Below are 25520 nucleotides of genomic sequence, written 5' to 3'. Positions count from 1 at the left end.
GGTTCGACCATGGACAACGGGGCGCCAAAGGGCAGCTTTGGCCGCCATCGCAAGATCATGCCGTTCGAGCCCGGCTCGATCGAAGCGCTGCGCGACGCGTCCCGCCAGAAGGCGGCGTCGCTCAACCAGCATGTGCTGGGTTATGGCGCGCAAGCGGAAGCTGAATGGGCCGCGGCAGGCAATGCCGCCCCCGACCTGCCGGCGATGCGCCAATACCGGCTGGACCGCATCCGCGCCGAACTGAAGCGCCGCGACTATGCCGGCGCCCTGCTCTACGACCCCGTCAACATCCGCTACGCCACCGATTCCACCAACATGCAGTTGTGGGTGGCGCACAATCCGACACGGCATTGTTTCGTCGCCACAGAAGGGCCGGTGGTGCTGTTCGACTATTTTTCCTGCGAGCACCTGTCCGACCATTCCGGCGTCGTCGACGAGGTTCGCCCCGCCGTCTCGTGGATGTATCTCTATGGCGGCGAACTGACCGAACTGAAAGTGCGCCGCTGGGCCGCCGGTATTGCCGATCTGGTCAGGGAACATGGCGGCGGCAACAGCCGCATCGCGGTCGATCACATCAACCCTGAAGGCGTCGAGGAACTCGCTCGCCTTGGTGTTTCGATCGGCAATGGCGAAGCGGTGATGGAAAACGCGCGGCTGATCAAATCATCAGACGAAATCCTTGCCATGCGCCGCGCGATCGTAGCTTGCGAGGCGGCGATGGGCGAGATGGAGCAGGCTCTGCAGCCAGGGATTTCCGAGAACGAGCTGTGGGCCGAACTGCATCGCGGCAACATTGCGCGTGGTGGCGAATGGATCGAGACGCGGCTGCTGACGTCAGGCCCGCGCACCAACCCGTGGTTCCAGGAATGCTCGTCGCGCGAGATTGAAGCCGGCGACCTCGTCGCCTTCGACACCGACCTGATCGGCCCCTACGGCTTTTGCGCCGACCTGTCGCGCACCTGGCTGTGCGGCGATGAAAAGCCGACCGACGAGCAGCGCGGCCTGTTCCGCATTGCCGCCGACCAGGTCGAGCACAACACTCAATTGATGCAGCCCGGCATTTCGTTCCGCGACCTTGTCGAGCGCTCGGCGGTACCGCCCGGAGATTGTTTTCCGACCCGCTACGGCGTGCTTTATCACGGCGTCGGTCTGGCCGATGAATACCCGACCTTGCCGCATGCCAGCGACTGGACCGCGGACACCCCGGACGGTGTCCTCGAACCCGGCATGGTGCTGTGCGTGGAAAGTTATATCGGCAGGCTTGGCGGGCGCGAAGGCGTCAAGATCGAGGAGCAGATCCTCATCACCGAAACCGGCAACGAGAAGCTTTCAACCTACCCGCTGGATGCGAGGCTGTTCGGCTAGTCCGGCAAGTGCCTCGCGCAGCGCCTTGACCGTTTTTTCCGGTGTCGTGGCGGCGGTGATGAATGGCAGGCCTTTGCGCCGCCCTGTCCAGCCAACGATCACGACTTTCCGCGCCGCCGGCTCGAAGCGCTGCGCCAGCGCCCAGCTTCCGCAGTCTATCGCGGCAACATCCGCCTTGCCTTCGGCGACAGCGACAATCGAGCCGCGATGGCCGCCGCTTTCGCTGCGCGATGAAAGGATATCAAGGCTTTCGCCGGCCGCTTGCAAGTCGCGCGTCAGCGCAATGATGCCTGACATGGAATCGAGGCTGTTGAAGGTGAAGCGTTTGCCGCGGATTAGATCGAGCGGGATGAGAGCGCGGCCGTCCGCAGGCGATCGAACCTCCGGCCCCTCGCCTGCCCGCATCACCAGCGCGCTCGAATAGAGTTCGCCCTGCCCGCCTTCACAAGCGTCGTAGCTCGGCTGGCCGACCACCTGGACGTGCCTGGACAGGCCGAGTTCCATCGGTCCCCAGCAGGTCTGTGCGAACAGCAACGCCGGATGCAGCCAAAGCTTGTGAAAATCGAGTTCGTCCGGTGGCAACGTCGCCGGGTCTGGCGCGATCAGTTTTCCCTGGGCATCATGAATGCCGCCCAGCACCGGCGGCAGGTCGCCATTGCGGTGCACGATCGATTGTGGCGCGTCGATCCCCTTTTTCCGGAAAGCGTCGCGCAACCGTGCCCATTGGGCATCGACCTCGTCGCGCGCCTCCGGCCAGTCATACATCGGCAACGCCGCAACCAATTCGCTCATGCCGGGATCTGACCGTTAATCTGGGATTGAAGGGGACCGACCGCAGCCAGTCTAGCAGACGGCACCTGCTCGCCGCAAAAAACTCATTCCTTGGGCGGCTCGGCGGGAACCGGTGCACTGCCGAGCCCATTGATGCTGCGCGCCCTGATGCGTGGCTTGAACGCCCTGCCCGGCTCCGGCGCACGCCGCAGCACCGGATGCACGATCGGCTCTTTCGCCTTGAAGGCATAGGCTTTGATCAACGCGAAATAGTTCGGATAGGCATAGCCATTGTTCATCCGAAGCCATTCGTCGCGTCGGTCGCGAAACAGTTTCGGCAACCGGTACCAGGCCACGGTCGGGCTCTTGTGGTGGACGAAATGCAGATTGTTGTTGAGGAACAGGAACGACAGCGGCGAGCGTTCGACGATCACCGTGCGGCCTTCCGGATGTTCCGACCATTGATGCTCGGCAAAGGTTCGGATCGAGATCAGCGACTGGCCGAGCCAGACCGGCACCAGGATGTAGAGCCACAACGGAATGCCGAAGCCGAACTGGACGATCGGCACCACGATCGCAAGCCCGATCGCATGCAGCAGCCAAGCCTTGCGGATCACCTTGTCGCCGGCGATCATCTGCTTGGCGTCGTCGATGAAGAAGCCGACGCAGGACAGCCAGGGTCCGAGCACGAAACGGCCAGCCATTGTGTTGTTGATCTTGAGCAGGAATTTCATCGTCGGCGGCAGATCATCATGCTGCCAGAGCGCCTGGTAGTAGCTCTCGGGGTCATCCAGCGGATCGGTCAGCCGCTCGTCGGCATGGTGGCGCAGATGAATGGTCTTGAAGCGGCGGAACGGCCAGACGAGGCCAATCGGCAGGAAGACGAAGGCTTCGTTGACCCGCGCGTTGCGCGTCGGATGGCCGTGCAGCACTTCGTGCATGATCGAGGATTGCAGCGCGGCGGTAAAGGCCAGGAGGGCGAGCGCCAGGATGGGATAAGAGGGCCAGAGCAGGAAACCGGTGGCAAACCAAGTTCCGTAACAGAAGAAAGCGAGAACCACGGTCGGCCATTCGATGGCCGGTACGCTACGCTGTCTGATGCTCTTGCCCGTCATGCTATCGACCACTGTTCCTCAGTCGCCGGAACCCCAATTGGTTCCTGACAGTATTGTGTCAGGAGAAGTGATCCCACTCAACGAGACAAAGTGCACGAACTGTTGCGATTGCGCATTTTTGACCGCATATGTTACACATTGTAAACAGACTTAGGGATTCATTTGCGCCTGAGACGCCCATTCGGCAGCTTCGGCGCAAATTTTTCCTCCCGATTCGCGGAGTCAGGTGATGGACAAACGAGACCTGTCAGCACTCTTTCGGGAGCGTCTGAAGCTGCTCCTGACACGCTCCGACCTCAACCAGTCGGCTTTCGCGACGGCGGTCGGCATCGACCGCTCGGCGCTTTCGCAACTGTTGTCCGGCGCCTCGACCCGCCTGCCCCGCGCCGAGACGCTGCTCAACATCGCCGCCGAATTCAAGGTGTCGCTCGACTGGCTTCTCGGCCTCAGCCAGGACGAGGGTCTCACCGGCGAAATCCGCGAGAGCCTCGAGATCGAGGAGGCGCCCGACGGCTTCGACCGCACGCTGCTGGCCAAATGGCACGCCGAGGCTGCCGGCACCAAGATCCGCTATGTGCCGGCCGGCATTCCCGATCTTCTGCGCACCGAAGCGCTGGTCGACTACGAAGCAGGCATCACCAACAAGAGCCGCCTGGCTCAGGCCGGCGAAACGCAATACCGCATCGACTACAACCGGCGGCCGGAAACCGACATGGAAGTCTGCATGCCGCGCCACACGTTGGAGATTTTCGCGCGCGGCCTTGGTGTTTGGGACCGTTTCCCGGAAGCTGACCGCCGTGCCCAGTTGCTGCACATGGCGACGCTGCTCGACGACCTCTATCCGACCTTCCGGCTGTTTCTCTATGACGGGCGGATGCGATATTCGATCCCCTACACCATCTTCGGGCCCTATCGCGCCGCCATCTATGTCGGCGACATGTATCTCGTGCTCAACGCCACCCAGCCGATCCAGACGCTGATCCAGCATTTCGACAATCTGATCCGCGCCGCCGATATTAATGCACACGAGGCGGCTGGCTTCGCGCACAAGCTGGCCGGAATGTCGTTCCCCTCAGGCACGGCCTGAGCTTCGGCAATGATGATCATTTGGACGGAAACCGGCGTCCGCATCGGCGACGCCGCCCCAGCTATTTCATTGACTACACATAAAGACTTCTTTATATCCTTATTCGAATTCGAAACATGAAAGCCAATCCGATGACGACGACCAACCCGATCGATGCGCTACTGGCTGAGAAGGGCGTGCTGCTGGCCGATGGCGCCACCGGCACCAACCTGTTCGCCATGGGCCTGGAGGCTGGCGAAGCGCCGGAATTGCTGAACGAGACGGCGCCCGACACCATCGCAAGCTTGCATCAGAATTTCGTCGATGCCGGCGCCGACATCATCCTGACCAATTCCTTTGGCGGCACCCGTCACCGGCTGAAGCTGCACCATGCACAGGACCGCGCGCACGCGCTGAACAAGCGCGCCGCGGAACTCGCGCGTGCCGTCGCCGACAAGGCCGGCCGCAAGGTGATCGTCGCCGGCTCGGTCGGCCCGACCGGCGAATTGCTGGTGCCGCTTGGCGCCATGACCTATGACGAGGCGGTCGATGCCTTCGCCGAACAGATCGAGGGTCTCAAGGCTGGTGGCGCCGAAGTCGCCTGGATCGAGACCATGTCGGCTCCCGACGAGATCCGCGCCGCCGCGGAGGCCGCTATTCGTGTCGGCCTGCCCTACACCTACACCGGTTCCTTCGACACCGCCGGCCGCACCATGATGGGGCTGCTGCCGAAGGACATCCACGGCGTCACCGACGGGCTGTCGCAGGCGCCGCTCGGCGTCGGCGCCAATTGCGGCGTTGGTGCCTCCGACATCCTGGCCTCGCTGCTCGACATGACCGAGGCGAAGCCGGAAGCGACTGTCATCGTCAAGGGCAATTGCGGCATTCCCGAATTCCGTGGCACCGAGATCCACTATTCCGGCACGCCCGAACTGATGTCCGACTATGTCAGGCTCGCCGTCGATGCCGGCGCCAAAATCGTCGGCGGCTGCTGCGGCACCTCGTTCCAGCACCTCGCCGCGATGCGCAAGGCGCTAGACGCGCACAACAGGGCGGATCGTCCGACCGTCGAAAAAATCGTCGAGCGCATCGGTCCGATGCGCAACAAGGTGGCGACGGAAAACACCGCCGAGACCAGTGAAGCCCGCCGCGAGCGTCGTCGCAGCCGGGCCTGACGCGATATCGTTTTTTCGATTATTCGCTGTTGTCGGCGTAGCTCGACTGCGCCGACTTGAAATCGGTGCCGGCACCAGCGGCTGTATCGCCGCGCATCGTCATCAACGCACCGGATGCGCTGGGATCGGTGATCTGCTCCAGCATGACGCGAAAGCGGTCATTGTTCAGTGCTGACAAGGCGGTGTGACGTGCCTGGGCGACATCGTCGCTGATACGCCTGGATTCCGCCGACGGCGCGGACGAAGCCGCCGATCCCAGCGCCGGCATATCTCGTGAGATCGAGTTCGCAACAGTCCTGATCAGCAATTCCGGCTCCCTCAAGCCCAAACATCAGCCTCTACGTAACAAGAGGAAATTGCGATCATGTACCGGAAATCCAACGCAATTTAACAATCCGCAAAAAAAGGCCGGCAAGGGAATGAATCCCTCGCCGGCCTGCCTCACCCGCCCGTGGGTCGGTTTCCCGTATCAGAACGATCCCATCTGAAAGAAACCGGCCGTCATCACCACTACCGGTTACCGCCCAGCGCCGAGGCAAGGCGCACAAGCGAGAGGAACTCGGACCTGTACCCAAACGGGTCGGCTCCTCGAGCGGCAGTGGCAATCTCCATGATCTTGTCGTAACCGAACTTCGCGGTAGCATCCTCGTCGCGCAGCTTCTGGCCGAAAGCCGCGACCGCCACGGAGAAGCGCTGGTCGGTGCTGGCCTGGTCGAAGGACGAGATCTCATTCTCCGAGGTCACCGGCGTCGTGATCAGCTTCGAGACGTCCTCGTTGGGCAGCTTGTAGCGGATCTTGACGAAGGCATATTCGCCCGCATTGGCGACGCCGCCATTGTCCACCGACGCCTGGCCGTAGCGCAGCGGATCGATCTGCTCGCCACCGCTGCCCTTCGGCGTGATCTCGTAGATCGCGGTGACCGAATGACCGGAGCCGATATCGCCGGCATCGACGCGGTCATTGTTGAAATCCTCGCGGTTCAAGGCCCGGGTCTCGTAGCCGATCAGGCGGTATTCCGAGACCTTGTTCGGGTTGAACTCGACCTGGATCTTTACGTCCTTGGCGATGGTGAACAGCGTCGAGGATGCATCCTCGACCAGCACCTTTTCCGCTTCGGCCAGCGTGTCGATATAGGCGGCGGTGCCGTTGCCGTTCTGGGCGATGGTCTGCATCATCTGGTCGTTCAGATTGCCACGGCCAAAGCCGAACACCGACAGGAAGACCCCGGTCTTGCGCTCACTCTCGATCAACCGCTTCAGATCGTCGTCGTCGGTCTGGCCGACATTGAAGTCGCCGTCGGTGGCCAGCATCACCCGGTTGACGCCGTCCTTGACGAAGGACTGCTGGGCAAGTTTGTAGGCTTCCTTGATACCCGCCTCGCCGGCCGTCGAGCCGCCAGGCTGCAAATTGTCGATGGCATTGAGGATCTTGTCCTTCTCGGCAACCTTGGTCGGCATCAGCACGGTGCCGGCGTCACCCGCATAGGTGACGATCGAGATCGTGTCGTCGGCCTTCAGCTTGCTGACCAGCAGCCGGAAAGCCGACTTGAGCAGCGGCAGCTTGTCCGGCTCGTCCATCGAGCCGGACACGTCGATCAGGAAGACCAGATTGGCCTTCCGCTGCTCGGTCGGCTTGACGTCGAAACCCTTGATGGCGACGTGCATCAGCTTGGTATGGGTGTTCCACGGCGTCGGCATGACGCTGACGGTCGAGTTGAACGGTGTCGTGGCGGAGTCCGGACCTTTCCAGTCATAGGGGAAGTAGTTGATCATCTCCTCGACGCGGACCGTATCGGCCTGCGGCACGAACCCTTCCTTCAGCGAACGCCGCACGAAGGAATAGGAAGCCGTGTCGACGTCGATCGAGAAGGTCGACACCGGATCCTCGAGCGCGGCGTGCACCGGATTGGTCTTGAAATCTTCGATGCGGTCGCGGTTTGCCTCTTGCGGCTGAACCTGGTCGGCCGGAGCCATGGCCGGCTGCTGCGCCATCAGCTTGGACCCGGTCGGCGCGAGACCCCGCGATATGCTGGGGGCGCTTACAGTGCCATCCAGCGCAAATTCACCTGTCGGGGCCGATGCCGGGGGTGCACTATTCATTGCCACACTTCCGGCGCCAGTAGCATCCTGTCGGGGAGCGCCCGTCGCCGCCTCCTTCTGTGCACCGCCGACAGCAACGGTCGATTCGGATTTCGGCGGCGAGGCCGGCGCGACAAGCGCATCGGTGGCATCGCGGCTTTCCACATCCGCGTCGGCCTTCTTGTCTTTCTCCAGCTCGGTGCGGACCGGCTTGGGCTCGGCGGTCGTTGGCTTGAGCGTCGCCGGCTTGTCGGCCAGCGTTTCGGTGATCTTCTCGTCGCCACCAAATTTGGGCGGCTGTTCCCTCAGCATGTGGAAGGTGGCGTATCCGGCGATCGGCAGGGCGACGAGCCCGGCAAGGGCCGGCGCGGCAATGAGTTTCTTTTGCATGATCTCGCTCCAGAGCTTTTGTGCTCGCTCTGTGAGACGAAGCCCGCCAACCGATCCTTGGGTGAGCGTCGAAATATTTTCCTGATCGTAGGCGCGCATGGCGGCTTCGAAGGCACGTGCCTTCGCGCTCTCGCCCGGTGCCGGTGCTGCGATGTCGCGCAGTCTCTTGAGTTCGTTGTCGTCGACCATGGTCACACTTCCCCGGCCGAGCGCATCAGCGTCTTCAGCCGTTTCTTCGCTTCATGGATGTGCCAGGAAACCGTCGTCTCCGAGATCGCCATCGCCTCGGCGGCGGCCGCATGGCTCAGGCCCTCGCCATACACCAGCAGCACCGCGTCGCGCTGTTTGTCCGGCAGTTGCCGTACCGCCGCCCACAACGCCTCGGCCGGGTCTTCCGGTTCGGCCGAAGCCTCGCCCGAGGTCAGCGCGTGAACGCCGTAGGCCTCGGTCTTTGCCATGTCGCGGGCGGACTTGCGCATCATGTCGCGCGCGGCGTTCAGGGTCACGGAGTAGAGCCATGTCGTGAAAGCGCCGCCGCCGCGATAGTCGCGGATCGCCCGGCCAAGCCGGACGCAGACTTCCTGGGCGATGTCTTCGGCGTCGGCCTTCTTGCCGCACCAGCGATAGGCGGCGCGATAGACGAAGTCGTAGTGCCTTTCCAGCAATTTGCCGAAGGCCCCCCTGTCTCCGCCCTTCGCCCGCCCGATCAGTTCGGCGTCGGAGGCTTCGCTCTCATCCAGCATCATCGCCATCATTTGCCTGTTGGACGAAGGCTAATGGCGATTCCTTGGGGCAATGGAAAGATTTTTTTGGAAAGCGGCGGATCGTGGCCATCGATGCCCCCGCTTGACACATACATATCTCTGCGGTTATACGTCAATCAATAGCCACCGGGTTATCGATCCCAAATGACCAACGCTCACGACGTCCTCTTCAGAACGCTCTCCGATCCGACGCGTCGGGCGATCTTCGAGCGCCTGTGCCGGGAAGGTGAGCAGACGGTCGGCGCTCTGACGGCGCAGTCGGGGGTCTCGCAACCGGCGGTGTCAAAGCATCTCGGCCTGCTGAGGCAGGCGGGGCTGGTGCGCGACCGCCATGAAGGACGACAGACCCACTACACTGCCCAGCTCGCCGCACTTTCCCCACTGATCGACTGGACGAACCAGATGAATGCATTCTGGCAGAGCCGGTTCGACGACCTCGAAGATCTGCTCAAAAGAATGGACCAATGACCAACATTGTGACCGAAACACGCTCCGTCATTGTCGAACGCGAGATCCCTTATCCGCCGGAAAAGATCTGGCGCGCGCTCACCCAACCGCATCTGATCGAGGAGTGGCTCATGAAGAACAACTTCAAGCCAGTCGTGGACCACCGTTTCAATCTCAGCGCGGACTGGGGCGGCGTCGACTGTCAGGTCCAAACAGTCGAACCCAACAAAACGCTGTCCTACACATGGGACACCAAGGATCTGGAGAGTGTGGTCACCTGGACGCTTACCCCCACGGGCACGGGAACCCATTTGCGCATGGAGCAGACGGGCTTCCGGCCGGATCAGCAGCCGTACTACCGCGGCGCCACGGTCGGCTGGCAGAGGTTCCTTGCAGCCCTGGAACAGGTCCTGGCGCGGATAGATTGAGACCCGCCCGCAAGCGGGTCGCGCTGGTCCGCTTCGGCGCGTTTGAGAGGAGGTGCCATTGGACTGGAACAAGTGGGTTCGGCAAATTCATCGCTGGCTGTCGATCATCTTTACGCTGACCGTCATCGCCAACTTCGTCGCCATGGCATTGGGGCAGCCTCCCGCCTGGATTGTCTACTCACCGCTCTTGCCGCTCTTCTTGCTGCTGTTCAGTGGCCTGTACATGTTCGTGCTGCCGTATGCCGCCAAGGGACGCGGCGGCCAGCGTGCCGGCGGATAGGATGGGCAGAATGGCCAGGACGCAGGAGCAGTCGACCAAGGTCGCAGCCAAGGCACCGATCCTGCTCTCGGGCGGCAACCCGCAAATCGCGAAGGGGGACGGCGACACCCCGGTGCAGGCCTACATCGCCGCAATGCCGGGCTGGAAGCGCAGCCTCGGCGAGCGCCTCGACGCGCTCATCGTGCGCAACGTGCCTGATGTACGCAAGGCGGTGAGATGGAACTCACCATTCTACGGCATCGAGGGCCAAGGCTGGTTCGTGACGTTCCATGTCCTGACCCACTACGTGAAGGTGACCTTCTTCAGCGGCATGTCGTTGCGACCGATCCCGCCCGGCGGCACGGTGAAGAGCAAAGAGGCGCGCTGGATCGACATCCGCGAAGCCGACGCGTTCGACGAGGCGCAGATGGCGGACTGGATCAAGCAGGCCGCTGCCCTCCCCGGCTGGGTCCCGTAGCCGCGGCAGCGGACAGATTGAAGCCTGCCAGTACAATTCAAAATCCCGCCCTGCCGACAGGGCGGCACCGAACGCGACAGAGGAGAAATAGCGATGAAGATCAAGCTCACCAGCGTCTATGTGGACAACCAGGAAAACGCCCTGCGCTTCTACACCGACGTGCTGGGCCTTACCAAGAAGGCCGACTTCAGCAATGGGCCCTATCGCTGGCTGACCGTTGCATCGGCGGAAGAGCCTGATGGAACCGAACTGCAGCTGGCGCTCAACGACAACCCGGCGGCCAAGGTCTATCAGCAAGCCATCTTCAAGCAGGGCCAGCCGGCGGTGATGTTCTTCACCGACAACGTCAAGGGCGACTACGAGCGCATCAAGGCGAACGGCGGCGAGTTCACCATGCCGCCGACCGAGGTAACCGGCTCGACCATCGCCCAGCTGAACGACACCTGCGGCAACCTCGTCCAGATCACACAGTTGGCCAGCTGGTAGGCTGCAACCAGAACGCATCGAGGCAGAGGAATTCGAGGTACCCAATGACTCCATCGGAACAGATCGACCAGTTGATCGCAGGACTGACGGACTGGCGTGGCAAGACGCTCGCCGGCGTCCGCAAGGCCATTCTCGAAGTCGACGGCGAGATCATCGAGGAATGGAAATGGATGGGAAGCCCGGTGTGGTCCCGCGACGGAATGATTGCCGTCGGCAACGCCCACAAGGACAAGGTGAAACTCACCTTTTCCCACGGCGCCAGCCTGCCGGATCCCGGCAAGCTCTTCAACGCAGGCTTGGAGGGCAAGGTGTGGCGCGCGATCGATCTTTTCGAAGGCGATGAGCTTGATGAGCGCGCCCTGAAAGAGCTCGTCCGGGCCGCCATCGATTTCAACCAGGCCAAAGAGAAGAAGAAAGCACCTGCGGGCGCTCGTGCGAAGAAGTAGCATCATCGCCATTCGAACCAGCGCTTTTGACCCTAGGCCGCCTGCCCCGCGACCCAGCCCGACGACCACGCCCACTGGAAATTATAGCCGCCCAGCCAGCCCGTGACATCGACGACCTCGCCGATGAAGAACAGCCCCGGCACGGATTTCGTCTGCATAGTCTTCTGGTCCAGTCCGTTGGTGTCGACCCCGCCCAGCGTCACTTCGGCGGTACGATAGCCCTCCGAACCGGCAGGCTTGATGCGCCAGTCGTTGACCGCGGCGGCGACGGTTTTGATCTGGGCGTCCGAAAGATCGGCGAGGTTGCCGTCGATGCCGGTGCGCTCGGCGATCGACTGTGCAAGCCGTTTCGGCAGGTGATTTGCCAGCACCGTCTGCACCGCTTGCCGCCCGTTGCCGCGCTTGGCGGTACGAATGAGGTCCGCCACATCAACTCCCGGCAGCATGGCGATGCGGATTTCGTCGCCCTCGCGCCAATAGGACGAGATCTGCAGGATGGACGGTCCGCTGACGCCGCGATGCGTGAACAGCATCGCTTCGGAAAATCGCTTCTTGCCACAGGCGACTTCCGCTTCGGCGGCGTTGCCGGCCAGGGGCGCCAGCCGCTCGAGCGTTTTTGCGTCGAAGGTCAGCGGCACCAGCGCCGGCCGCGTTTCGACGATGGCAAGGCCAAACTGTTCGGCAAGCTCATAGCCGAAGCCGGTCGCCCCCATCTTGGGGATCGACTTGCCGCCGCACGCCACGACCAGGGACTGGCAGGTGACCGTGCCGGTGGAGAGGGTGAGCGCAAACCCCTCCACGGTTTTGCGGACATCCCTCGCCTCGGTCGACAGTGCCAGTTCCACGCCCCTGCTCTGCATTTCCGCGACCAGCATGTCGATGATCTGGCGTGCGGAGCCGTCGCAAAACAATTGCCCCAGCGTCTTCTCGTGATAGGCGATGCGGTGGCGTTCGACGAGCGCGATGAAATCGCGCTGCGTGTAGCGGCTGAGCGCCGAGATGCAGAAATGCGGATTGCCCGAGAGAAAGTTCTTCGGACTGGCATGGATGTTGGTGAAATTGCACCGCCCCCCGCCGGAGATGCGGATCTTTTCGCCAGGCATCGCCGCGTGATCGAGGATCAGCACCGAACGGCCGCGCTTGGCGGTCTCCACGGCGCACATCATTCCGGCGGCACCCGCGCCGATGATCACGACATCATAGGTTTGCATCCTGCAGTCTCTACCCGTTCGGTACGACCGCAGGCAACGCTTCGACCAGCGTTTTTAGGTCTGTTAGATCAGCGTCTCGGCAAAGAGCGTCGTCAACCGCTTCCAGTGGCGCTCGGCACCCGCGGCGTTGAAAACGCTGTGATCCGGCACGCACCAGCCATGCGCCACGCCGACATAGTTCTCGATCACGTGGTCGACTTCCGCAACCCGCAGCGCCTCGGCAAGCCGCGCCGACTGCTCCGGCGGGAAACTTCTGTCGACGCCCGACGTGCCGACATAGACACGTGCCTTGATCGAGGCTGCCTTGCGATGCGGGCTGTCGGCGGCGTCGCTGGCCAGATTGCCGCCATGGAAGCTGGCGGCGGCTTTTATCCGTTCGGGATGGGTTGCAGCGGCATTCAATGCCCGGCCACCACCCATGCAATAGCCCACCGTCCCGATCGGCCCGGTGATGCCTTCCGCCGCCAGCGCATCGAGGAATGCACCGCTGTCGCTGATGGTCATCTCCTGCGTCGTCCCGGTGACCAGCGCCATCAGCGCCGCCTTGGTCTTTTCCACGGTGAAGGCGGTCTTGGCGTCGAACGGCCCGTAGGGCGCATTGCGGTAGAACAGGTCCGGCACCAGCACCGCATAGCCTTCGCCCGCCAACCGTTCCGCCATGCCATCGAGCGCAGCGCGCGGCCCGAACGCGTCCATATACAGGATGACGCCGGCCTTGGCCGGGGAGGCGCTTGCCGGGCGGAACAGTCCTGCCCTGGCAACGCCATCCCTGGTCTTGATCTGAAGGTCTTGTTTCGTCATCGCCTGCTCCGTTCGTCAGATGCGCGATACATATCCGCGCGATCCGCCAGAGCAAGGCGTTCCCTGAACCTGGCAGTCAACATTTCGTGCAGGATCGCGTGACGACTACAGACCGGCGAATGCCGCCATATAAAACGCCTGAGCCTCCGGGGGATAGCTATAGGCCGTGCCATACGGGCAGGCGTTGCGGTCGAGGCAGCCGCCAGTCCGGCACGGTCCGCCATTCGCTCCCCGCACATGCGCCAGGCAGGATTGATAGGCGAAACCTTGTGCGGAATAAGCCTCGACCGGACAGGATTTCAGGCAAGGTTTCTCGGCACATGCATCGCAAAGGTGAATTGGCGCCTCGGCGGCTTCAATCGGAAGCTCTTGCTCGAACAGCAACGCACCGCGATAGGCGTGCCACAGCCCATATTGCGGATGCATGAGGATGCCGAGCGGCGACGGCTTCAGCCCCTCCGCCCGCATCGCCCATTGCTGGAACGGCAGATAGGGCTTGTCGGATGGCGAAATGGCCCTCGCCCCGAATGTCTCCGCCACCGCCCCGATCACTTCGCATGACCAGGTGTCGAGCGGATTGGCGATGGCCCCTGATTGTTTTTCCCGCCAGCGCAGGAACTGCGGCCACGGCGCGGCACCCGCCTGCCCCACCAGCAGGACGGCCTTGGCGGGAGCGGCTGAGGGACCAAGTGGTGGCGTTTCGCCCGGGGTAAAATTGAAACCACCACGAAGAATAAGGCCGTTGGCGAGAAGCGCCGTAGCGATGCGGTCGACGCTGCCGGCAGGCGCAATCATTCCTTCTTGACCGGGTCGGAGAACGCGCTCCGCCAGACTTCCTTGTGGATGATGTTGGCGACTTTAGCCCCGCCTGACTCGGGCTCCTTTCAAGTGAAGGCGTCGGGCATCGACCCCTTCTTCTTGGCGATGAAGTCCTTCAAGGCTTCGTCGATGCTCGGATCGAGATAGGGCGCCTCATAGCTTTCCAGCCAGCGGCGGGCGAGTTCGTTGGCACGCTGCGGTGCGGTCTTTTCACCCTCGGCCAGCCACTGCTCATAGGAATTGTTGTCGGCGATGTTGGAGCGGTAGAAGGCGGTCTGGAAATTGGCCTGCGTGTGGTCGCAACCGAGATAATGGCTGCCCGGTCCAACCTGGCGGATGGCGTCCATCGCCTGGCCGTTTTCCGACAGGTCGACGCCTTCGGAAAACTTCTGCGTCATGCCGAGCTGGTCGATGTCCATCATGAATTTTTCGTAGCAGGAGGCGAGACCGCCCTCGAGCCAGCCGGCCGAGTGCAGCACGAAGTTGGTGCCGGCCAGGATGGTCGAGTTCAGCGTGTTGGCGCTTTCGTAGGCGGCCTGCGCGTCCGGAACCTTGGACGCACAGAGCGAACCGCCGGTGCGGAATGGCAGGCCGAGGCGACGCGCCAACTGTGCCGCGCCGTAGGACACCAGCGACGGCTCCGGCGTGCCGAAGGTCGGCGCGCCCGATTGCATCGAGATCGACGAGGCAAAAGTGCCGAACAGCACCGGCGCGCCCGGCCGGATCAGCTGGGTGAACGAGGCGCCTGCCAGCACCTCTGCCAGAACCTGCGTCAACGTACCAGCGACCGTCACCGGGCTCATTGCGCCGGCGAGGATGAACGGCGTGACGATGCAGGCCTGGTTGTGGCGCGAATAGACTTTCAGCGCGCCGAGCATGGTCTCGTCGAACACCATCGGCGAGTTGGCGTTGATCAGGCTGGTGAGCACCGTGTTGTTTTCGACGAAGTCGTCGCCGAACACGATCTTGGCCATGGCGACGGTGTCTTCGGCGCGCTCCGGCGCGGTGACCGAACCCATGAACGGCTTGTCCGAATATTTGATGTGGCTGTAGATCATGTCGAGATGGCGCTTGTTGACCGGCACATCGACTGGTTCGCACACCGTGCCGCCCGAATGGTGGATCGACGGCGCCATATAGGCGAGCTTCACGAAATTCTGGAAATCCTCGATCGTCGCATAGCGCCTGACGCCGTTGAGATCGCGCACGAAGGGCGGACCATACACCGGCGCAAAGACGGTGGCGTTGCCGCCGATCTGCACCGAGCGCTCGGAATTGCGGGCATGCTGGGTGTAGACGGAAGGCGCGGTCTTCAGCAGCGAGCGGCAGAGACCCTTGGGAAAGTGCACACGCTCGCCCTTGACGTCGGCGCCGGCTTCTTTCCACAGCTGCAACGCTTCCGCATCGTCGCGGAAGATGATGCCGATCTCCTCTAGCACCGTGTCGGTGTTCTTCTCGATCAGCGCCAGGCCTTCCTCGTCCAGCACCTCGTAGACGTTGATCTTGCGCTTGATGTAGGTGAGCTGGGTGCCGGGGCCGCCGCCCGAACGTGCCGCACGCCGGGCAGCCGCCCCGCCGCTGGCGCCGCGCCCGCGTCGCGCGTTTGACGCTTCCTGATCGACTGCCGCGTGTTCGCTCATGATCGCTCTTCCCTGAATTTGTTCTTGTCCGGAATCCATTGCGGCAGCGTATCGCCGCTTCTTGCCGGATCGTAGCCATGCACCCTATTCGAAACGGCCCGTCAGCGCCAACGCCTGTCGCAAAATCGACAAGAATTCCAAGAGAGTTACGGTCGCTTTCCTTTTGCGGGAAGTCGCAAATCAGCTATGGATACATGCCCCCAGCGGGTTAGGTATGAACGCGTATATTTTGTGCCTTGCGACGCAGTCGCGATGCCGGCAGGAGCTTGATACAAATGTCCGACGACGAGATCATTCTTTCCGAACTTTCCGACGACGAGTTGGTGCAGCAGATGCACGACGATCTCTATGACGGGCTGAAGGAAGAGATCGAGGAAGGCACCAACATCCTGCTCGAGCGTGGCTGGGTGCCCTACAAGGTGCTGACGGAAGCTCTGGTCGAAGGCATGCGCATCGTCGGCGAGGATTTTCGCGACGGCATCCTGTTCGTTCCCGAAGTGCTGCTGTCGGCCAATGCGATGAAGGCCGGCATGTTCATCCTGCGCCCGTTGCTTGCCGCCACGGGCGCGCCGAAGCAGGGCAAGATGGTCATCGGCACCGTCAAGGGCGACATCCACGACATCGGCAAGAACCTCGTCGGCATGATGATGGAGGGTGCGGGCTTCGACGTCATCGACCTCGGCATCAACAATGCGGTCGAAAAATATCTCGATGCCATCGAACAGCACCAGCCCGACATCATCGGCATGTCGGCGCTGCTGACCACGACCATGCCCTATATGAAGGTCGTCATCGACACGATGAAGGAAAAGGGCATCCGCGACGACTATGTCGTGCTGGTCGGCGGTGCACCGCTCAACGAGGAATTCGGCAAGGCCGTCGGCGCCGACGCCTATTGCCGCGACGCGGCGGTGGCGGTCGAGACCGCAAAGGACTTCATGAAGCGCAAGCACAACGTCCGTGCTTCGGCCTGAAAAAGAAAAGGCCGCCCAATCATGGCGGCCGTTTTACTTGGGCAGAGCTTGCTCCCGCGAGGCTAGTTCGCGGCGGTGGCAACTCTCTTGCCGGCGTTCTGGGTAGCGTTGACGGTGTTGGCAGCATCCTTGCCGACGCCACGGATCGTGTTTGCGCAGGCCGAAACCAAAAGCGCACTGGCGAGCAGCGCGATGACTGCATATGTGGATGTTTTCATGGACGGTTTATCCCTCTCTCGGTAGACTCGCCCCACAGCAACGAAAGCCGGCTCAGCTGGTTCCATGGCCAAGACAAAAAAGAGGAAACCAGACCAAGCGGACAGGCTGCTCGTCATCGCCTGCGGAATGATTGCGCGCGAGGTGTTGGCCGTAAAGGAACAGCTCGGACTCAATCACCTGGAATTGACCTGTCTGCCGGCGGAATTTCATTTCTATCCGGACCGCATCGCACCGGCCATGGACAAGGCGATCGAAAAGGCCAAGGCGGAAGGCTACGAACACATCTTCGTCGGCTATGCCGATTGCGGCACCGGCGGCTTGCTCGACCGAATCTGCGAGAAGCACGGCGTCGAGCGCATGGCCGGCCCGCATTGCTTTGCCTTCTATCAAGGCATGGAGGCCTATGCGAAAATCGCCGACGACGACATGATGTCCTTCTACATGACCGACTTCCTGTGCCGTCAGTTCGACGCCTTCTTCATGAAGCCGCTCGGCCTCGACAAGCACCCGGAGCTGGTCAAGGACTATTTCGGCAATTACGAGAAGCTGATCTACCTCGCCCAGACCGACGATCCGGAGCTCGACAAGGTCGCCGAAAAGGCTGCAAGATTGCTCGGCCTTGCCTATGAACGCCGCGCGACGGGCTACGGCGACCTGCCGGCGGGAATGGCGAGCGCCGCGGCCATCGCTGGCTAGGCAGCCCCCACTTCCGTCCGCAGTTCCGCAAGCACATCGGCAAAGCTCGTCTTGCAGACGAAACCCAGCCTCTCCCTCGCCCGCGACGCGTCATAGACGCGGTCGATGGAGGAAAACATCTTCCAGCCTTTTCGCGCGTAGAGCGCCGGGAATTCCGGAAAATAGCACGCGACGACCGGCGGAGCGTCGGCGATCAGTGCCGCGCAATCATCGGGCCGGAACGGCGTCGGCGCCGACACGATAAAGATGTCGAAACCGAGCTGCGGCGCCTTTTCGAGAGCAAGGATGTGGGCAGCGGCCGCGTCCTCCACCGTCAATCGGCGAAACAGCAGTTCATTGGCCTTGGTGTTGGCATCCGACTGTTCGATCGCATGCGCCATGTCGTCGGCTTCGGGAAAGAAGCGGGCCGTGCGCAGCACCACCACCGGCAGCCCGTGCTGGATGTGGTAGAGGCGGCAAAGGTGTTCGGCCGAAAGCTTGGTGACACCGTAGATGTTGCGCGGCTCGGGCGACATCGCCTCCGTCAGCCAGGCGGCCTTGCGCGCGCCACCTTTGAACCCGTCGCGTATAGTCAGCGAAATCATCAGCGAGGTCGTCGACGTGAAGATGAAGCGGTCGACGCCGCACGCCACCGCCGCATCGAGCAGGTTGAGCGTTCCTTGCACATTGGTGGCGACGAAATCGCTGTTGGCGCGGTTCTCGATATTGGGTTTGTGCAGCGCGCCACTGTGGATGATGGCTTCGATCCGGTTGTCGCCGACCGTGCGCTGGACAAGGTCGCGATCGGCGATCGAGCCGACAATCTGGGTCTCCGCTGATGGAACGGGATCGAGGCCGGTGACATCGTGGCCAAGCGCCCGCAGGCGCGGCGCCAGCGCACTGCCCAGCCAACCCGACGACCCCGTGAGCAAGATTCGCATTCGTCACACCATGATTTTTGAGCGTGACGCTGTTAAGCACGGATGACAGGCGCCAGCGACCCGATAAATTGTGCTCCAGATGGCAGCGGCGCTGCTCCAGACATCAACAGGAGGCCTCCCATGACCCTTCGTCCACTGCTCGCCGCTATCGGTCTGCTCTGCTGCACCCTCCCCGCGCGCGCCGATGGCGAGGTGCAGAAACTCATCACCCCAGCCGACAAGACACGGCTCGACAAATATGGCGAGACGCGCAAGACGGCGCTGGCCGAGGCGAAAGCGGGAGACGCCGCCGAGGTCAAACAGCTCGATGCCTTGCTGGCAAAACCGCTGGTGGCCTTCTCCGACAAGGATTTGACCGGGAACTGGCAGTGCCGCACCATCAAGGCCGGCGGACCTTTGCCGCTCGTCATCTATGGCTGGTTCAAGTGCAAGGTGACCGACGACGGTTCCGGCTGGCGCCTGGAAAAGATCAGCGGCTCGCAGCGCACTAAGGGCCGCTTCTTCGACGATGCCGAGAAGCGCGCGATCTACCTCGGCTCGGCCTATGTCAACAGCGACCCGGCAAAGCCCTATGGCAGTGGTCCGCAAACCGACCAGGTCGGCTACGCCTTCCGCAACAGCGCCAGCGAATGGCGCATCGAATTTCCGTCGCCCTATTACGAATCGAAGCTCGACATCCTCGAATTCAAGCGCTGATCCCGTCACCAAGGATTAACCCGCACGCCCTAGCATGCCGCAAGCCAGGGCCGATACCGGCCGCATCTTGTCCAACGGCGCGTCGCGAACCATGGAACCCCTGAAGTCGAACATCGTCGTCGTCACCGAAGGCGGCCCGCACATCTGGGCGGTCATCAACGCCATCGTCGACCGGCTTGGCCCTGTCAGCGTCATCCTCGAAGCCCCTGAATCCAAAAAGCACTTGCTGCTCAGGCGCGCCCGCCGGCTGGGCTGGGTATCGGCCATCGGCCAGCTTGGCACGATGGTGCTGACGCGTCTGGGAAAGCGCTTCTTTGCTGGCCACGCGGCTCAAATGATCACTGAACAGAAGTTGCAGACCGAACCGAAGCCGGGCCAGTCGATCACCCACGTTCCCTCGGCCAATGCGCCGGAATGCCTGGACGCCATCGCACGGATCCAGCCAGGCGTCGTGTTTCTCGCGGGTTGCCGCATGCTAACGCGGGAGACGCTGTCGAAAATCGCTTGCCCCGTCATCAACTACCATGCCGGCATCACGCCCAAATACCGCGGCATGAACGGCGGCTACTGGGCGCTGGCGACCAGAGATGCCGAAAACTTCGGCACCACCGTGCAGCTGGTCGATGCCGGTGTCGACACCGGCGGCGCGCTGCGGCAGGTGCGCGGCAAGCCGGAGCGCGGCGACAGCATTTCTAGCTACGCGCTACGCCAGGCGGCATTCTCGCGCGACATCTGTGTCGAGGCGGTTAGCGACGTGCTGGCCGGAAAACTCGCCACGATCGACCCGGGCCTGCCGTCGCAACAATGGTATCACCCGACGATCTGGTTCTACCTCTGGACAGGCCTTAGAACCGGCATCTGGTAGCGTATTTTTCGTTCGCAATCGCGCGCACCGCGCCGGCATTTCCGACGCGTCGAACCTGCCGCAGGCATACGGCGCAAACGAATAAACGCACCTTTCATTTTACGACATCCAAATGCGTCGCTTTTGAATGCGCGCGCGTCGTCCCATAACAAGCGGCCCAACTGCGCTTGCGGCAATGCTCGTGCATCGAGGAGTGAGAATTCATGGCCGATCTGATCGTCGTCTACTGGCGCGACATCCCTGCCCAGGTCATCGTCAAGAAGGGCCGGCAGAACGCCAAGCGCGAACTGCCGCTGCGCTTCACCGAGGCGATCGACATGTGCGCGATGCGTACCGGCGCCGGCGGTACCGACGACTATCTGGCCGAATGGCGCAAGGCCGATCCTGTTCCGGTCGGCGACGACCTCGAAGCCGAGGTCGAAAAGGCTTTCCAGGACATCGACACGAAATACGACCGTGAGCGGCTGGTCGCTCTGGTCAAGGCGGGCGGCAAAGAAAATGTCTGAAACCACTCCTGCCAAAGATGGGCCGGCGGTTACCCAGGCCACTCTGGTCAAGAAGGCAGCGCCGAAATCCGACTACAAGCCGGCCGACGTGTCGCCGCAGCGGCGCGTGCAGCGTTCCTTCGCGGTCAGGCTGTGGTCGATCAGGCACTCACGGCTGCTCGAATGGTTCTATGGCAGATTCGCCGACATGTTCCTGCTGCTCCACCCCTTGTGGAAGGGCATCGGCTACGGCCGTGTCGAAGGGCCGATCAAATTTGTCGAGAAGCGCGTCAAGGGCTTCATGTTCGACTGCCGCATGTGCGGCCAATGCATATTGTCCTCGACCGGCATGTCGTGCCCGATGAACTGCCCCAAGCAATTGCGCAACGGCCCGTGCGGCGGCGTACGCGCCAACGGCAATTGCGAGGTCGAGCCTGACATGCCCTGCGTCTGGGTCAAAGCCTGGGAAGGCTCGCAGAACATGGTCCACAGCGACAGGATCCTGACCGTGCAGAAGCCGGTCGATCAGTCGTTGCGCGAAACCTCCGCCTGGCTGCGGGTAACCGCGCAGGCGGCCGCCGCGCGCGAAGCAGCCGCAGCCGCCAAGAATGGGGCGGCAAACACCGGGACATCGGCATGATCGGACGGCAGCTCGACGAGAACCCGGCCGGCATCGATCTGCCGCTCGACCCCCTGCCCGGCCACACCTCGCGCGGCCGGCTGGAGCGCGTCCTGCGGCGCGGTGAATTCGCGGTGACGACGGAGCTCAATCCGCCCGACAGCGCCGATCCTGAGGACGTCTACAACCGGGCGAAGATCTTCGATGGCTGGGTCGATGCCATCAACGCCGTGGATGCGTCGGGCGCCAACTGCCACATGTCGTCGGTTGGCATCTGCGCACTTTTGACCCGCATGGGCTATGCGCCGATCATGCAGATCGCCTGCCGCGACAAGAACCGCATCGCCATCCAGGGCGACGTGCTGGGCGGCGCGGCAATGGGTGTCGCCAACATGCTGTGCCTGACCGGGGACGGGGTGCAGGCCGGCGACCAGCCCGGCGCCAAGCCGGTGTTCGACCTCGACTGCATGTCGCTCCTAGAAACCTGCCGCATCATGCGCGACAACGGCAAGTTCCTGTCCGGCCGCAAGCTGACCACGCCGCCGCAGCTTTTCCTCGGTGCGGCGATCAACCCGTTCGCACCGCCGATCGACTTCCGCCCGCATCGGCTGGGCAAGAAGATCGCCGCCGGCGCGCAATTCGTTCAGAGCCAGTACTGCTTCGACGTGCCGATGTTCCGCACCTACATGCAGAAGGTGCGCGACCTCGGCTACACCGAACAGTGCTTCATCCTGGTCGGCGTCGGACCGCTGGCCTCGGCCAAGACGGCCAAATGGATTCGCTCCAACGTACCCGGCATTCACATCCCCGATTCGGTCATCAAGCGGCTGGAAGGCGCGCAGGACCAGAAGAAGGAAGGCAAACAGCTCTGCATCGACATCATCAACGAGGTGAAGGAAATTTCCGGTGTTTCAGGCGTCCACGTGATGGCCTATCGCCAGGAAGAATATGTCGCCGAGATCGTCGATGAATCAGGCGTTCTGAAGGGCCGCCAGCCATGGAAACGCGAGATCCGCCGCGACGACCAGATGGTCGCCGATCGGCTCGAGCACATACTGCACGACGACATTACCGAAACGCAGGTGGACATGGTGAAGACCGCGCACTGACGGTGCGGACGACCACCCATTCGCTTGAACGAAACCAGACAACGATATAAAGAAATCTTTATATCACGGCGGAGAGAATTCATGACCCGGACCATCGTCGCCTCGGCGACACGAGAAATCATCATTGGCTTCGACCAGCCGTTCTGCGTGATTGGCGAACGCATCAATCCGACCGGCCGCAAAAAGCTGGCAGCCGAGATGATCGCGGGCAATTTCGAGACAGTCATCCGGGACGCGCTCGAGCAGGCAGCCTGTGGCGCCACCATGCTCGACGTCAATGCCGGCGTCACCTCGGTCAACCCGAATGAGACCGAACCCGGCCTGCTGGTGCAGACGCTGGAGATCGTCCAGGGCCTGGTTGACCTTCCGCTGTCGATCGACTCCTCGGTCACCGCCGCGATCGAGGCCGCACTGAAGGTTGCCAAGGGTCGCCCGCTGGTCAACTCCGTCACCGGTGAGGAAGAAAAGCTCGAAGCCATCCTGCCGCTGGTCAAGAAATACAACGTGCCCGTCGTCGCCATCTCCAACGACGAAACCGGCATTTCGATGGACCCGGACGTACGCTTTGCCGTCGCCAAGAAGATCGTGCAGCGCTGCGCCGATTTCGGCATTCCGGCGCATGACGTTGTCGTCGACCCGCTGGTCATGCCGATCGGCGCGCTGGGCGATGCCGGCCGCCAGGTGTTCGCGCTGCTGCGCCGTCTGCGCGAGGAGCTCAAGGTCAACACCACCTGCGGCCTGTCCAACATCTCGTTCGGCCTGCCGCATCGCCACGGCATCAACGCTGCTTTCATCCCGATGGTGATCGGCGCCGGCATGACGAGCGCCATCATGAACCCGGTGCGGCCGCAGGAAATGGAAGCCGTGCGCGGCGCCAATGTGCTGAACGGCACCGACGAGAACTGCACCAACTGGATCCGCACCTACAAGGACTACAAGCCGGCCGAAGGCGGCCAGGCTGTCGCCGCCCCGACGCAGGTCAACGCGCCGGGCGAAGGCGCCAACAATGGCGGGCGCCGCCGTGGCGGCCGTGAAGCCCGGATGGGTCGGGGATAAGCGCGCAATCGTGAATTCACCTGCCAACATCACCGATCCGCTCGTGCTGTTCATGCCGTCCGGCAAGCGCGGGCGGTTTCCGGTCGGCACGCCGGTTCTGGATGCCGCGCGCCAGCTCGGCGTCTATGTCGAAAGCGTCTGCGGCGGGCGCGCCACATGCGGGCGCTGCCAGATCGAAGTGCAGGAAGGCAATTTCGCCAAGCACAAGATCGTCTCCTCCAACGACCACATCACCCCCAAGGGCGCCAAGGAAGAGCGCTATGAGCGCGTCCGCGGCCTGCCCGAACGGCGCCGCCTCTCCTGCTCGGCGCAGATCCTCGGCGACCTCGTCATCGACGTGCCGCAGGACACGGTCATCAACGCGCAGACCATCCGCAAGGATGCCGACACCAGGGTGATCGCCCGCGATGCGGCAATCCGCATGTGCTATGTCGAGATCGAAGAGCCCGACATGCACAAGCCGCTCGGCGATCTCGATCGCCTGAAGATCGCGCTGATGCATGACTGGGGCCTGAAAAGCCTCGATTTCGATTTTTATCTGCTGCCGCAGGTGCAAGGCATCTTGCGCAAGGGCAACTGGACCGCGACCGCCGCCATCTACAAGGATGCCGACACCGAGACAGCGCGCGTCGTGGCACTGTGGCCCGGCCTCAAAAACGAGGCCTATGGCCTCGCCTGCGATATCGGCTCGACCACCATCGCCATGCATCTGGTGTCGCTGCTGTCGGGCCGCGTCGCCGCCTCGTCCGGCACCTCGAACCCGCAGATCCGTTTCGGCGAGGATCTGATGAGCCGCGTCTCCTATGTGATGATGAACCCGGATGGCCGCGAAGGCATGACGGTGGCCGTGCGCGAGGCGATCTCCGGTCTTGTCGACAAGGTCTGCGCCGAAGGCAATGTCCAGCGCAACGACATCCTGGATTCCGTCTTCGTCGGCAATCCGATCATGCACCACCTGTTCCTCGGCATCGACCCGACCGAGCTTGGCGGCGCGCCCTTCGCGCTGGCCGTTTCGGGCGCAGTGCACATCAAGGCCTCCGACATCGGCCTGAAGCTCAACCAGGGCGCCAGGCTCTACATGCTGCCTTGCATCGCCGGCCATGTCGGCGCCGACGCGGCGGCGGTGACGCTGTCGGAAGGCCCGCATCGCCAGGACGAGATGATGCTGATCGTCGATGTCGGCACCAATGCCGAGATCGTGCTTGGCAACCGTGCGCGGGTCGTGGCTGCTTCTTCTCCGACCGGACCGGCCTTCGAGGGTGCGGAAATCTCCGGCGGCCAACGCGCGGCGCCCGGCGCCATCGAGCGCGTGCGCATCGACCCCGACACGCTGGAGCCGAAATACCGCGTCATCGGCTCGGAACTGTGGTCCGACGAGCCGGGCTTCCTCGACAGCGTGCAGGCGACCGGCGTCACCGGCATCTGCGGCTCCGGCATCATCGAGGTCGTGGCCGAGATGTATCTCGCCGGAATCATCTCGGAAGACGGCGTCATCGACGGCGGGCTTGCCGCACGCTCGCCGCGAGTCACCGCCAATGGCCGCACCTTCTCCTATGTGCTGAAGGAAGGCGAACCGAAGATCACCATCACCCAGACCGACGTGCGCGCCATCCAGCTTGCCAAGGCAGCGCTTTATGCCGGCACCAAGCTGCTGATGGAAAAGCAGAACACCGAACATGTCGACCGCATCCATTTCGCCGGCGCCTTCGGCTCCTTCATCGATCCGAAATACGCCATGGTGCTGGGCCTAATCCCGGATTGCGATCTCGACAAGGTTTCGGCTGTCGGCAACGCCGCCGGCGCCGGTGCCCGCATGGCGCTGCTCAATCGCGGCTATCGTCGCGAGATCGAGGACACGGTCAGCAAGATCGAGAAGATCGAGACCGCGCTGGAACCGAAATTCCAGGAGCATTTCGTCTACGCCATGGCGTTGCCCAACAAGGTCGATCCCTTCCCGAAACTGTCGGCGGCGGTGAAACTGCCGCCGCGCAAGACGGTCAGCGAGGATGGCGTCGCCGGCGACGCCGCCCCGCGCCGGCGTTCGCGCGAAGGCCACGCCGCCCGGCGCGGCCGGGAATAGAAAGTGCGGCGTTACAACGGATTCAGGCACCGCGCCTTACGCCTGTGTTTCAATCTGCGGC

The 25520-nt window shown here is 62.7% G+C and carries 29 protein-coding genes; 18 read left to right on the top strand and 11 right to left on the bottom strand.

What is annotated here, in order from left to right:
* Positions 1-9: 9 nt before the first annotated feature.
* Positions 10-1365 (top strand): M24 family metallopeptidase, encoded by a 1356-nt coding sequence (locus ACFSOZ_RS09740; RefSeq protein WP_379096581.1) that lies wholly within the window; start codon positions 10-12, stop codon positions 1363-1365.
* Here ACFSOZ_RS09740 and ACFSOZ_RS09735 read toward each other — a convergent pair.
* Together ACFSOZ_RS09735 and ACFSOZ_RS09730 are read right to left on the bottom strand one after the other, a co-directional pair.
* Entirely contained in the window at positions 1330-2157 is an 828-nt protein-coding gene (locus tag ACFSOZ_RS09735; RefSeq protein WP_379096578.1) for a phosphate/phosphite/phosphonate ABC transporter substrate-binding protein, read from the bottom strand. The genes ACFSOZ_RS09740 and ACFSOZ_RS09735 overlap by 36 nt on opposite strands.
* Before the next feature lie 83 nt (positions 2158-2240).
* Complete coding sequence (locus ACFSOZ_RS09730) at positions 2241-3251, bottom strand: fatty acid desaturase (protein ID WP_379096575.1); 1011 nt, start codon at positions 3249-3251, stop codon at positions 2241-2243.
* 229 nt (positions 3252-3480) lie between these two features.
* Here ACFSOZ_RS09730 and ACFSOZ_RS09725 point away from each other — a divergent pair, with 229 nt between their 5' ends.
* Both ACFSOZ_RS09725 and bmt read left to right on the top strand, forming a co-directional pair.
* Positions 3481-4338, top strand: coding sequence for a helix-turn-helix domain-containing protein (locus tag ACFSOZ_RS09725; protein WP_379096572.1), 858 nt, complete (start codon positions 3481-3483; stop codon positions 4336-4338).
* Between the two features lie 131 nt (positions 4339-4469).
* The gene (bmt, locus tag ACFSOZ_RS09720; protein WP_379098125.1) at positions 4470-5492 is read left to right on the top strand and encodes a betaine--homocysteine S-methyltransferase; all 1023 of its coding nucleotides are present in this window, start codon (positions 4470-4472) and stop codon (positions 5490-5492) included.
* Positions 5493-5511: 19 nt separating this feature from the next.
* Here bmt and ACFSOZ_RS09715 read toward each other — a convergent pair whose 3' ends face one another.
* The 3 genes from ACFSOZ_RS09715 to ACFSOZ_RS09705 form a co-directional block, all read right to left on the bottom strand.
* Complete coding sequence (locus ACFSOZ_RS09715) at positions 5512-5799, bottom strand: hypothetical protein (protein ID WP_379096569.1); 288 nt, start codon at positions 5797-5799, stop codon at positions 5512-5514.
* A 203-nt stretch (positions 5800-6002) separates the two neighbouring features.
* A complete protein-coding gene (locus ACFSOZ_RS09710; protein ID WP_379096566.1) occupies positions 6003-8150 on the bottom strand; it encodes a vWA domain-containing protein in 2148 nt (715 codons plus the stop codon).
* Positions 8151-8152: 2 nt separating this feature from the next.
* The gene (locus ACFSOZ_RS09705; RefSeq protein WP_379096563.1) at positions 8153-8713 is read right to left on the bottom strand and encodes an RNA polymerase sigma factor; all 561 of its coding nucleotides are present in this window, start codon (positions 8711-8713) and stop codon (positions 8153-8155) included.
* 156 nt (positions 8714-8869) lie between these two features.
* Here ACFSOZ_RS09705 and ACFSOZ_RS09700 point away from each other — a divergent pair, with 156 nt between their 5' ends.
* The 6 genes from ACFSOZ_RS09700 to ACFSOZ_RS09675 all read left to right on the top strand — a co-directional run bounded on the left by ACFSOZ_RS09700 (position 8870) and on the right by ACFSOZ_RS09675 (position 11269).
* A complete protein-coding gene (locus ACFSOZ_RS09700) occupies positions 8870-9193 on the top strand; it encodes an ArsR/SmtB family transcription factor (RefSeq protein ID WP_379096560.1) in 324 nt (107 codons plus the stop codon).
* Positions 9190-9600: an SRPBCC family protein gene (locus tag ACFSOZ_RS09695; RefSeq protein WP_379096557.1), complete on the top strand. Its 411-nt coding sequence runs from the start codon at positions 9190-9192 to the stop codon at positions 9598-9600. The genes ACFSOZ_RS09700 and ACFSOZ_RS09695 overlap by 4 nt, the downstream gene beginning before the upstream one ends.
* Positions 9601-9658: 58 nt before the next feature.
* Positions 9659-9880 (top strand): hypothetical protein, encoded by a 222-nt coding sequence (locus ACFSOZ_RS09690; protein ID WP_379096554.1) that lies wholly within the window; start codon positions 9659-9661, stop codon positions 9878-9880.
* 10 nt (positions 9881-9890) lie between these two features.
* Positions 9891-10337, top strand: coding sequence for a DUF1801 domain-containing protein (locus tag ACFSOZ_RS09685; RefSeq protein WP_379096551.1), 447 nt, complete (start codon positions 9891-9893; stop codon positions 10335-10337).
* Between the two features lie 93 nt (positions 10338-10430).
* Positions 10431-10823 carry a VOC family protein gene (locus ACFSOZ_RS09680; RefSeq protein WP_379096548.1) on the top strand — a complete coding sequence of 131 codons (393 nt, stop codon included), beginning with the start codon at positions 10431-10433 and terminating at the stop codon, positions 10821-10823.
* Positions 10824-10867: 44 nt separating this feature from the next.
* Positions 10868-11269 carry a DUF1801 domain-containing protein gene (locus ACFSOZ_RS09675; RefSeq protein WP_379096545.1) on the top strand — a complete coding sequence of 134 codons (402 nt, stop codon included), beginning with the start codon at positions 10868-10870 and terminating at the stop codon, positions 11267-11269.
* A 32-nt stretch (positions 11270-11301) separates the two neighbouring features.
* Here the strand turns inward: ACFSOZ_RS09675 and ACFSOZ_RS09670 are convergent, their stop codons facing one another.
* The 4 genes from ACFSOZ_RS09670 to ACFSOZ_RS09655 form a co-directional block, all read right to left on the bottom strand.
* Complete coding sequence (locus ACFSOZ_RS09670; protein WP_379096542.1) at positions 11302-12480, bottom strand: BaiN/RdsA family NAD(P)/FAD-dependent oxidoreductase; 1179 nt, start codon at positions 12478-12480, stop codon at positions 11302-11304.
* 63 nt (positions 12481-12543) lie between these two features.
* Positions 12544-13281 carry a dienelactone hydrolase family protein gene (locus tag ACFSOZ_RS09665; protein WP_379096539.1) on the bottom strand — a complete coding sequence of 246 codons (738 nt, stop codon included), beginning with the start codon at positions 13279-13281 and terminating at the stop codon, positions 12544-12546.
* Positions 13282-13386: 105 nt separating this feature from the next.
* Positions 13387-14076 carry a hypothetical protein gene (locus tag ACFSOZ_RS09660; RefSeq protein ID WP_379096536.1) on the bottom strand — a complete coding sequence of 230 codons (690 nt, stop codon included), beginning with the start codon at positions 14074-14076 and terminating at the stop codon, positions 13387-13389.
* Between the two features lie 89 nt (positions 14077-14165).
* Entirely contained in the window at positions 14166-15740 is a 1575-nt protein-coding gene (locus tag ACFSOZ_RS09655; protein ID WP_379096533.1) for a trimethylamine methyltransferase family protein, read from the bottom strand.
* A gap of 275 nt (positions 15741-16015) precedes the next feature.
* On the opposite strand from ACFSOZ_RS09655, the gene ACFSOZ_RS09650 reads away from it, so the two are divergent.
* Positions 16016-16714 (top strand): corrinoid protein, encoded by a 699-nt coding sequence (locus ACFSOZ_RS09650; RefSeq protein ID WP_027029468.1) that lies wholly within the window; start codon positions 16016-16018, stop codon positions 16712-16714.
* Between the two features lie 62 nt (positions 16715-16776).
* Here the strand turns inward: ACFSOZ_RS09650 and ACFSOZ_RS09645 are convergent, their stop codons facing one another.
* Positions 16777-16932, bottom strand: a complete 156-nt coding sequence (locus tag ACFSOZ_RS09645) for an entericidin domain-containing protein (protein WP_111547486.1) — start codon at positions 16930-16932, stop codon at positions 16777-16779.
* Between the two features lie 64 nt (positions 16933-16996).
* On the opposite strand from ACFSOZ_RS09645, the gene ACFSOZ_RS09640 reads away from it, so the two are divergent.
* Positions 16997-17629: a DUF1638 domain-containing protein gene (locus ACFSOZ_RS09640; RefSeq protein WP_379096530.1), complete on the top strand. Its 633-nt coding sequence runs from the start codon at positions 16997-16999 to the stop codon at positions 17627-17629.
* Here ACFSOZ_RS09640 and ACFSOZ_RS09635 read toward each other — a convergent pair.
* On the bottom strand, positions 17626-18549 hold the full coding sequence (locus tag ACFSOZ_RS09635; protein ID WP_379096527.1) for an NAD-dependent epimerase/dehydratase family protein: 924 nt from the start codon (positions 18547-18549) through the stop codon (positions 17626-17628). The two genes, ACFSOZ_RS09640 and ACFSOZ_RS09635, sit on opposite strands and share 4 nt — an antisense overlap.
* A gap of 120 nt (positions 18550-18669) precedes the next feature.
* Between ACFSOZ_RS09635 and ACFSOZ_RS09630 the strand changes: the two genes are divergently transcribed.
* From ACFSOZ_RS09630 to ACFSOZ_RS09600, 7 genes are all read left to right on the top strand, one after another.
* On the top strand, positions 18670-19245 hold the full coding sequence (locus tag ACFSOZ_RS09630) for a DUF4893 domain-containing protein (RefSeq protein ID WP_379096524.1): 576 nt from the start codon (positions 18670-18672) through the stop codon (positions 19243-19245).
* 91 nt (positions 19246-19336) lie between these two features.
* Complete coding sequence (locus ACFSOZ_RS09625; protein ID WP_379098122.1) at positions 19337-20110, top strand: formyl transferase; 774 nt, start codon at positions 19337-19339, stop codon at positions 20108-20110.
* 203 nt (positions 20111-20313) lie between these two features.
* Positions 20314-20616: a virulence factor gene (locus ACFSOZ_RS09620; protein ID WP_379096521.1), complete on the top strand. Its 303-nt coding sequence runs from the start codon at positions 20314-20316 to the stop codon at positions 20614-20616.
* Positions 20609-21235, top strand: coding sequence for a methylenetetrahydrofolate reductase C-terminal domain-containing protein (locus ACFSOZ_RS09615; RefSeq protein WP_379096519.1), 627 nt, complete (start codon positions 20609-20611; stop codon positions 21233-21235). Before ACFSOZ_RS09620 ends, ACFSOZ_RS09615 begins: the two co-directional genes overlap by 8 nt.
* Complete coding sequence (locus ACFSOZ_RS09610) at positions 21232-22323, top strand: methylenetetrahydrofolate reductase (protein WP_379096516.1); 1092 nt, start codon at positions 21232-21234, stop codon at positions 22321-22323. The genes ACFSOZ_RS09615 and ACFSOZ_RS09610 overlap by 4 nt, the downstream gene beginning before the upstream one ends.
* An 81-nt stretch (positions 22324-22404) precedes the next feature.
* On the top strand, positions 22405-23379 hold the full coding sequence (locus tag ACFSOZ_RS09605) for a methyltetrahydrofolate cobalamin methyltransferase (RefSeq protein ID WP_136621339.1): 975 nt from the start codon (positions 22405-22407) through the stop codon (positions 23377-23379).
* Positions 23330-25459, top strand: coding sequence for an ASKHA domain-containing protein (locus tag ACFSOZ_RS09600; protein ID WP_379096513.1), 2130 nt, complete (start codon positions 23330-23332; stop codon positions 25457-25459). The genes ACFSOZ_RS09605 and ACFSOZ_RS09600 overlap by 50 nt, the downstream gene beginning before the upstream one ends.
* Positions 25460-25520: the final 61 nt, after the last annotated feature.

The sequence above is a fragment of the Mesorhizobium newzealandense genome (assembly GCF_042682145.1).
In the GTDB taxonomy this organism is placed as follows: Bacteria; Pseudomonadota; Alphaproteobacteria; order Rhizobiales; family Rhizobiaceae; genus Mesorhizobium; species Mesorhizobium newzealandense.
Note: the sequence above shows the minus strand (reverse complement) of the source record. Positions and strands in the feature narration are given on the sequence as shown.

What these genes read in the sequence shown, in the direction of transcription:
- ACFSOZ_RS09735 (WP_379096578.1), bottom strand. Translation starts at nt 2,157, where the DNA reads ATGAGCGAATTGGTTGCGGCGTTGCCGATGTATGACTGGCCGGAGGCG.
- ACFSOZ_RS09655 (WP_379096533.1), bottom strand. Translation starts at nt 15,740, where the DNA reads ATGAGCGAACACGCGGCAGTCGATCAGGAAGCGTCAAACGCGCGACGC.
- ACFSOZ_RS09630 (WP_379096524.1), top strand. Translation starts at nt 18,670, where the DNA reads ATGACCCTTCGTCCACTGCTCGCCGCTATCGGTCTGCTCTGCTGCACC.
- ACFSOZ_RS09700 (WP_379096560.1), top strand. Translation starts at nt 8,870, where the DNA reads ATGACCAACGCTCACGACGTCCTCTTCAGAACGCTCTCCGATCCGACG.
- ACFSOZ_RS09725 (WP_379096572.1), top strand. Translation starts at nt 3,481, where the DNA reads ATGGACAAACGAGACCTGTCAGCACTCTTTCGGGAGCGTCTGAAGCTG.
- ACFSOZ_RS09675 (WP_379096545.1), top strand. Translation starts at nt 10,868, where the DNA reads ATGACTCCATCGGAACAGATCGACCAGTTGATCGCAGGACTGACGGAC.
- ACFSOZ_RS09695 (WP_379096557.1), top strand. Translation starts at nt 9,190, where the DNA reads ATGACCAACATTGTGACCGAAACACGCTCCGTCATTGTCGAACGCGAG.
- ACFSOZ_RS09685 (WP_379096551.1), top strand. Translation starts at nt 9,891, where the DNA reads ATGGCCAGGACGCAGGAGCAGTCGACCAAGGTCGCAGCCAAGGCACCG.
- ACFSOZ_RS09615 (WP_379096519.1), top strand. Translation starts at nt 20,609, where the DNA reads ATGTCTGAAACCACTCCTGCCAAAGATGGGCCGGCGGTTACCCAGGCC.
- ACFSOZ_RS09705 (WP_379096563.1), bottom strand. Translation starts at nt 8,713, where the DNA reads ATGGCGATGATGCTGGATGAGAGCGAAGCCTCCGACGCCGAACTGATC.
- ACFSOZ_RS09670 (WP_379096542.1), bottom strand. Translation starts at nt 12,480, where the DNA reads ATGCAAACCTATGATGTCGTGATCATCGGCGCGGGTGCCGCCGGAATG.
- ACFSOZ_RS09635 (WP_379096527.1), bottom strand. Translation starts at nt 18,549, where the DNA reads ATGCGAATCTTGCTCACGGGGTCGTCGGGTTGGCTGGGCAGTGCGCTG.
- ACFSOZ_RS09640 (WP_379096530.1), top strand. Translation starts at nt 16,997, where the DNA reads ATGGCCAAGACAAAAAAGAGGAAACCAGACCAAGCGGACAGGCTGCTC.
- ACFSOZ_RS09740 (WP_379096581.1), top strand. Translation starts at nt 10, where the DNA reads ATGGACAACGGGGCGCCAAAGGGCAGCTTTGGCCGCCATCGCAAGATC.
- ACFSOZ_RS09730 (WP_379096575.1), bottom strand. Translation starts at nt 3,251, where the DNA reads ATGACGGGCAAGAGCATCAGACAGCGTAGCGTACCGGCCATCGAATGG.
- bmt (WP_379098125.1), top strand. Translation starts at nt 4,470, where the DNA reads ATGACGACGACCAACCCGATCGATGCGCTACTGGCTGAGAAGGGCGTG.
- ACFSOZ_RS09620 (WP_379096521.1), top strand. Translation starts at nt 20,314, where the DNA reads ATGGCCGATCTGATCGTCGTCTACTGGCGCGACATCCCTGCCCAGGTC.
- ACFSOZ_RS09600 (WP_379096513.1), top strand. Translation starts at nt 23,330, where the DNA reads ATGGCGGGCGCCGCCGTGGCGGCCGTGAAGCCCGGATGGGTCGGGGAT.
- ACFSOZ_RS09660 (WP_379096536.1), bottom strand. Translation starts at nt 14,076, where the DNA reads ATGATTGCGCCTGCCGGCAGCGTCGACCGCATCGCTACGGCGCTTCTC.
- ACFSOZ_RS09645 (WP_111547486.1), bottom strand. Translation starts at nt 16,932, where the DNA reads ATGAAAACATCCACATATGCAGTCATCGCGCTGCTCGCCAGTGCGCTT.
- ACFSOZ_RS09605 (WP_136621339.1), top strand. Translation starts at nt 22,405, where the DNA reads ATGACCCGGACCATCGTCGCCTCGGCGACACGAGAAATCATCATTGGC.
- ACFSOZ_RS09650 (WP_027029468.1), top strand. Translation starts at nt 16,016, where the DNA reads ATGTCCGACGACGAGATCATTCTTTCCGAACTTTCCGACGACGAGTTG.
- ACFSOZ_RS09625 (WP_379098122.1), top strand. Translation starts at nt 19,337, where the DNA reads ATGGAACCCCTGAAGTCGAACATCGTCGTCGTCACCGAAGGCGGCCCG.
- ACFSOZ_RS09610 (WP_379096516.1), top strand. Translation starts at nt 21,232, where the DNA reads ATGATCGGACGGCAGCTCGACGAGAACCCGGCCGGCATCGATCTGCCG.
- ACFSOZ_RS09680 (WP_379096548.1), top strand. Translation starts at nt 10,431, where the DNA reads ATGAAGATCAAGCTCACCAGCGTCTATGTGGACAACCAGGAAAACGCC.
- ACFSOZ_RS09710 (WP_379096566.1), bottom strand. Translation starts at nt 8,150, where the DNA reads ATGGTCGACGACAACGAACTCAAGAGACTGCGCGACATCGCAGCACCG.
- ACFSOZ_RS09665 (WP_379096539.1), bottom strand. Translation starts at nt 13,281, where the DNA reads ATGACGAAACAAGACCTTCAGATCAAGACCAGGGATGGCGTTGCCAGG.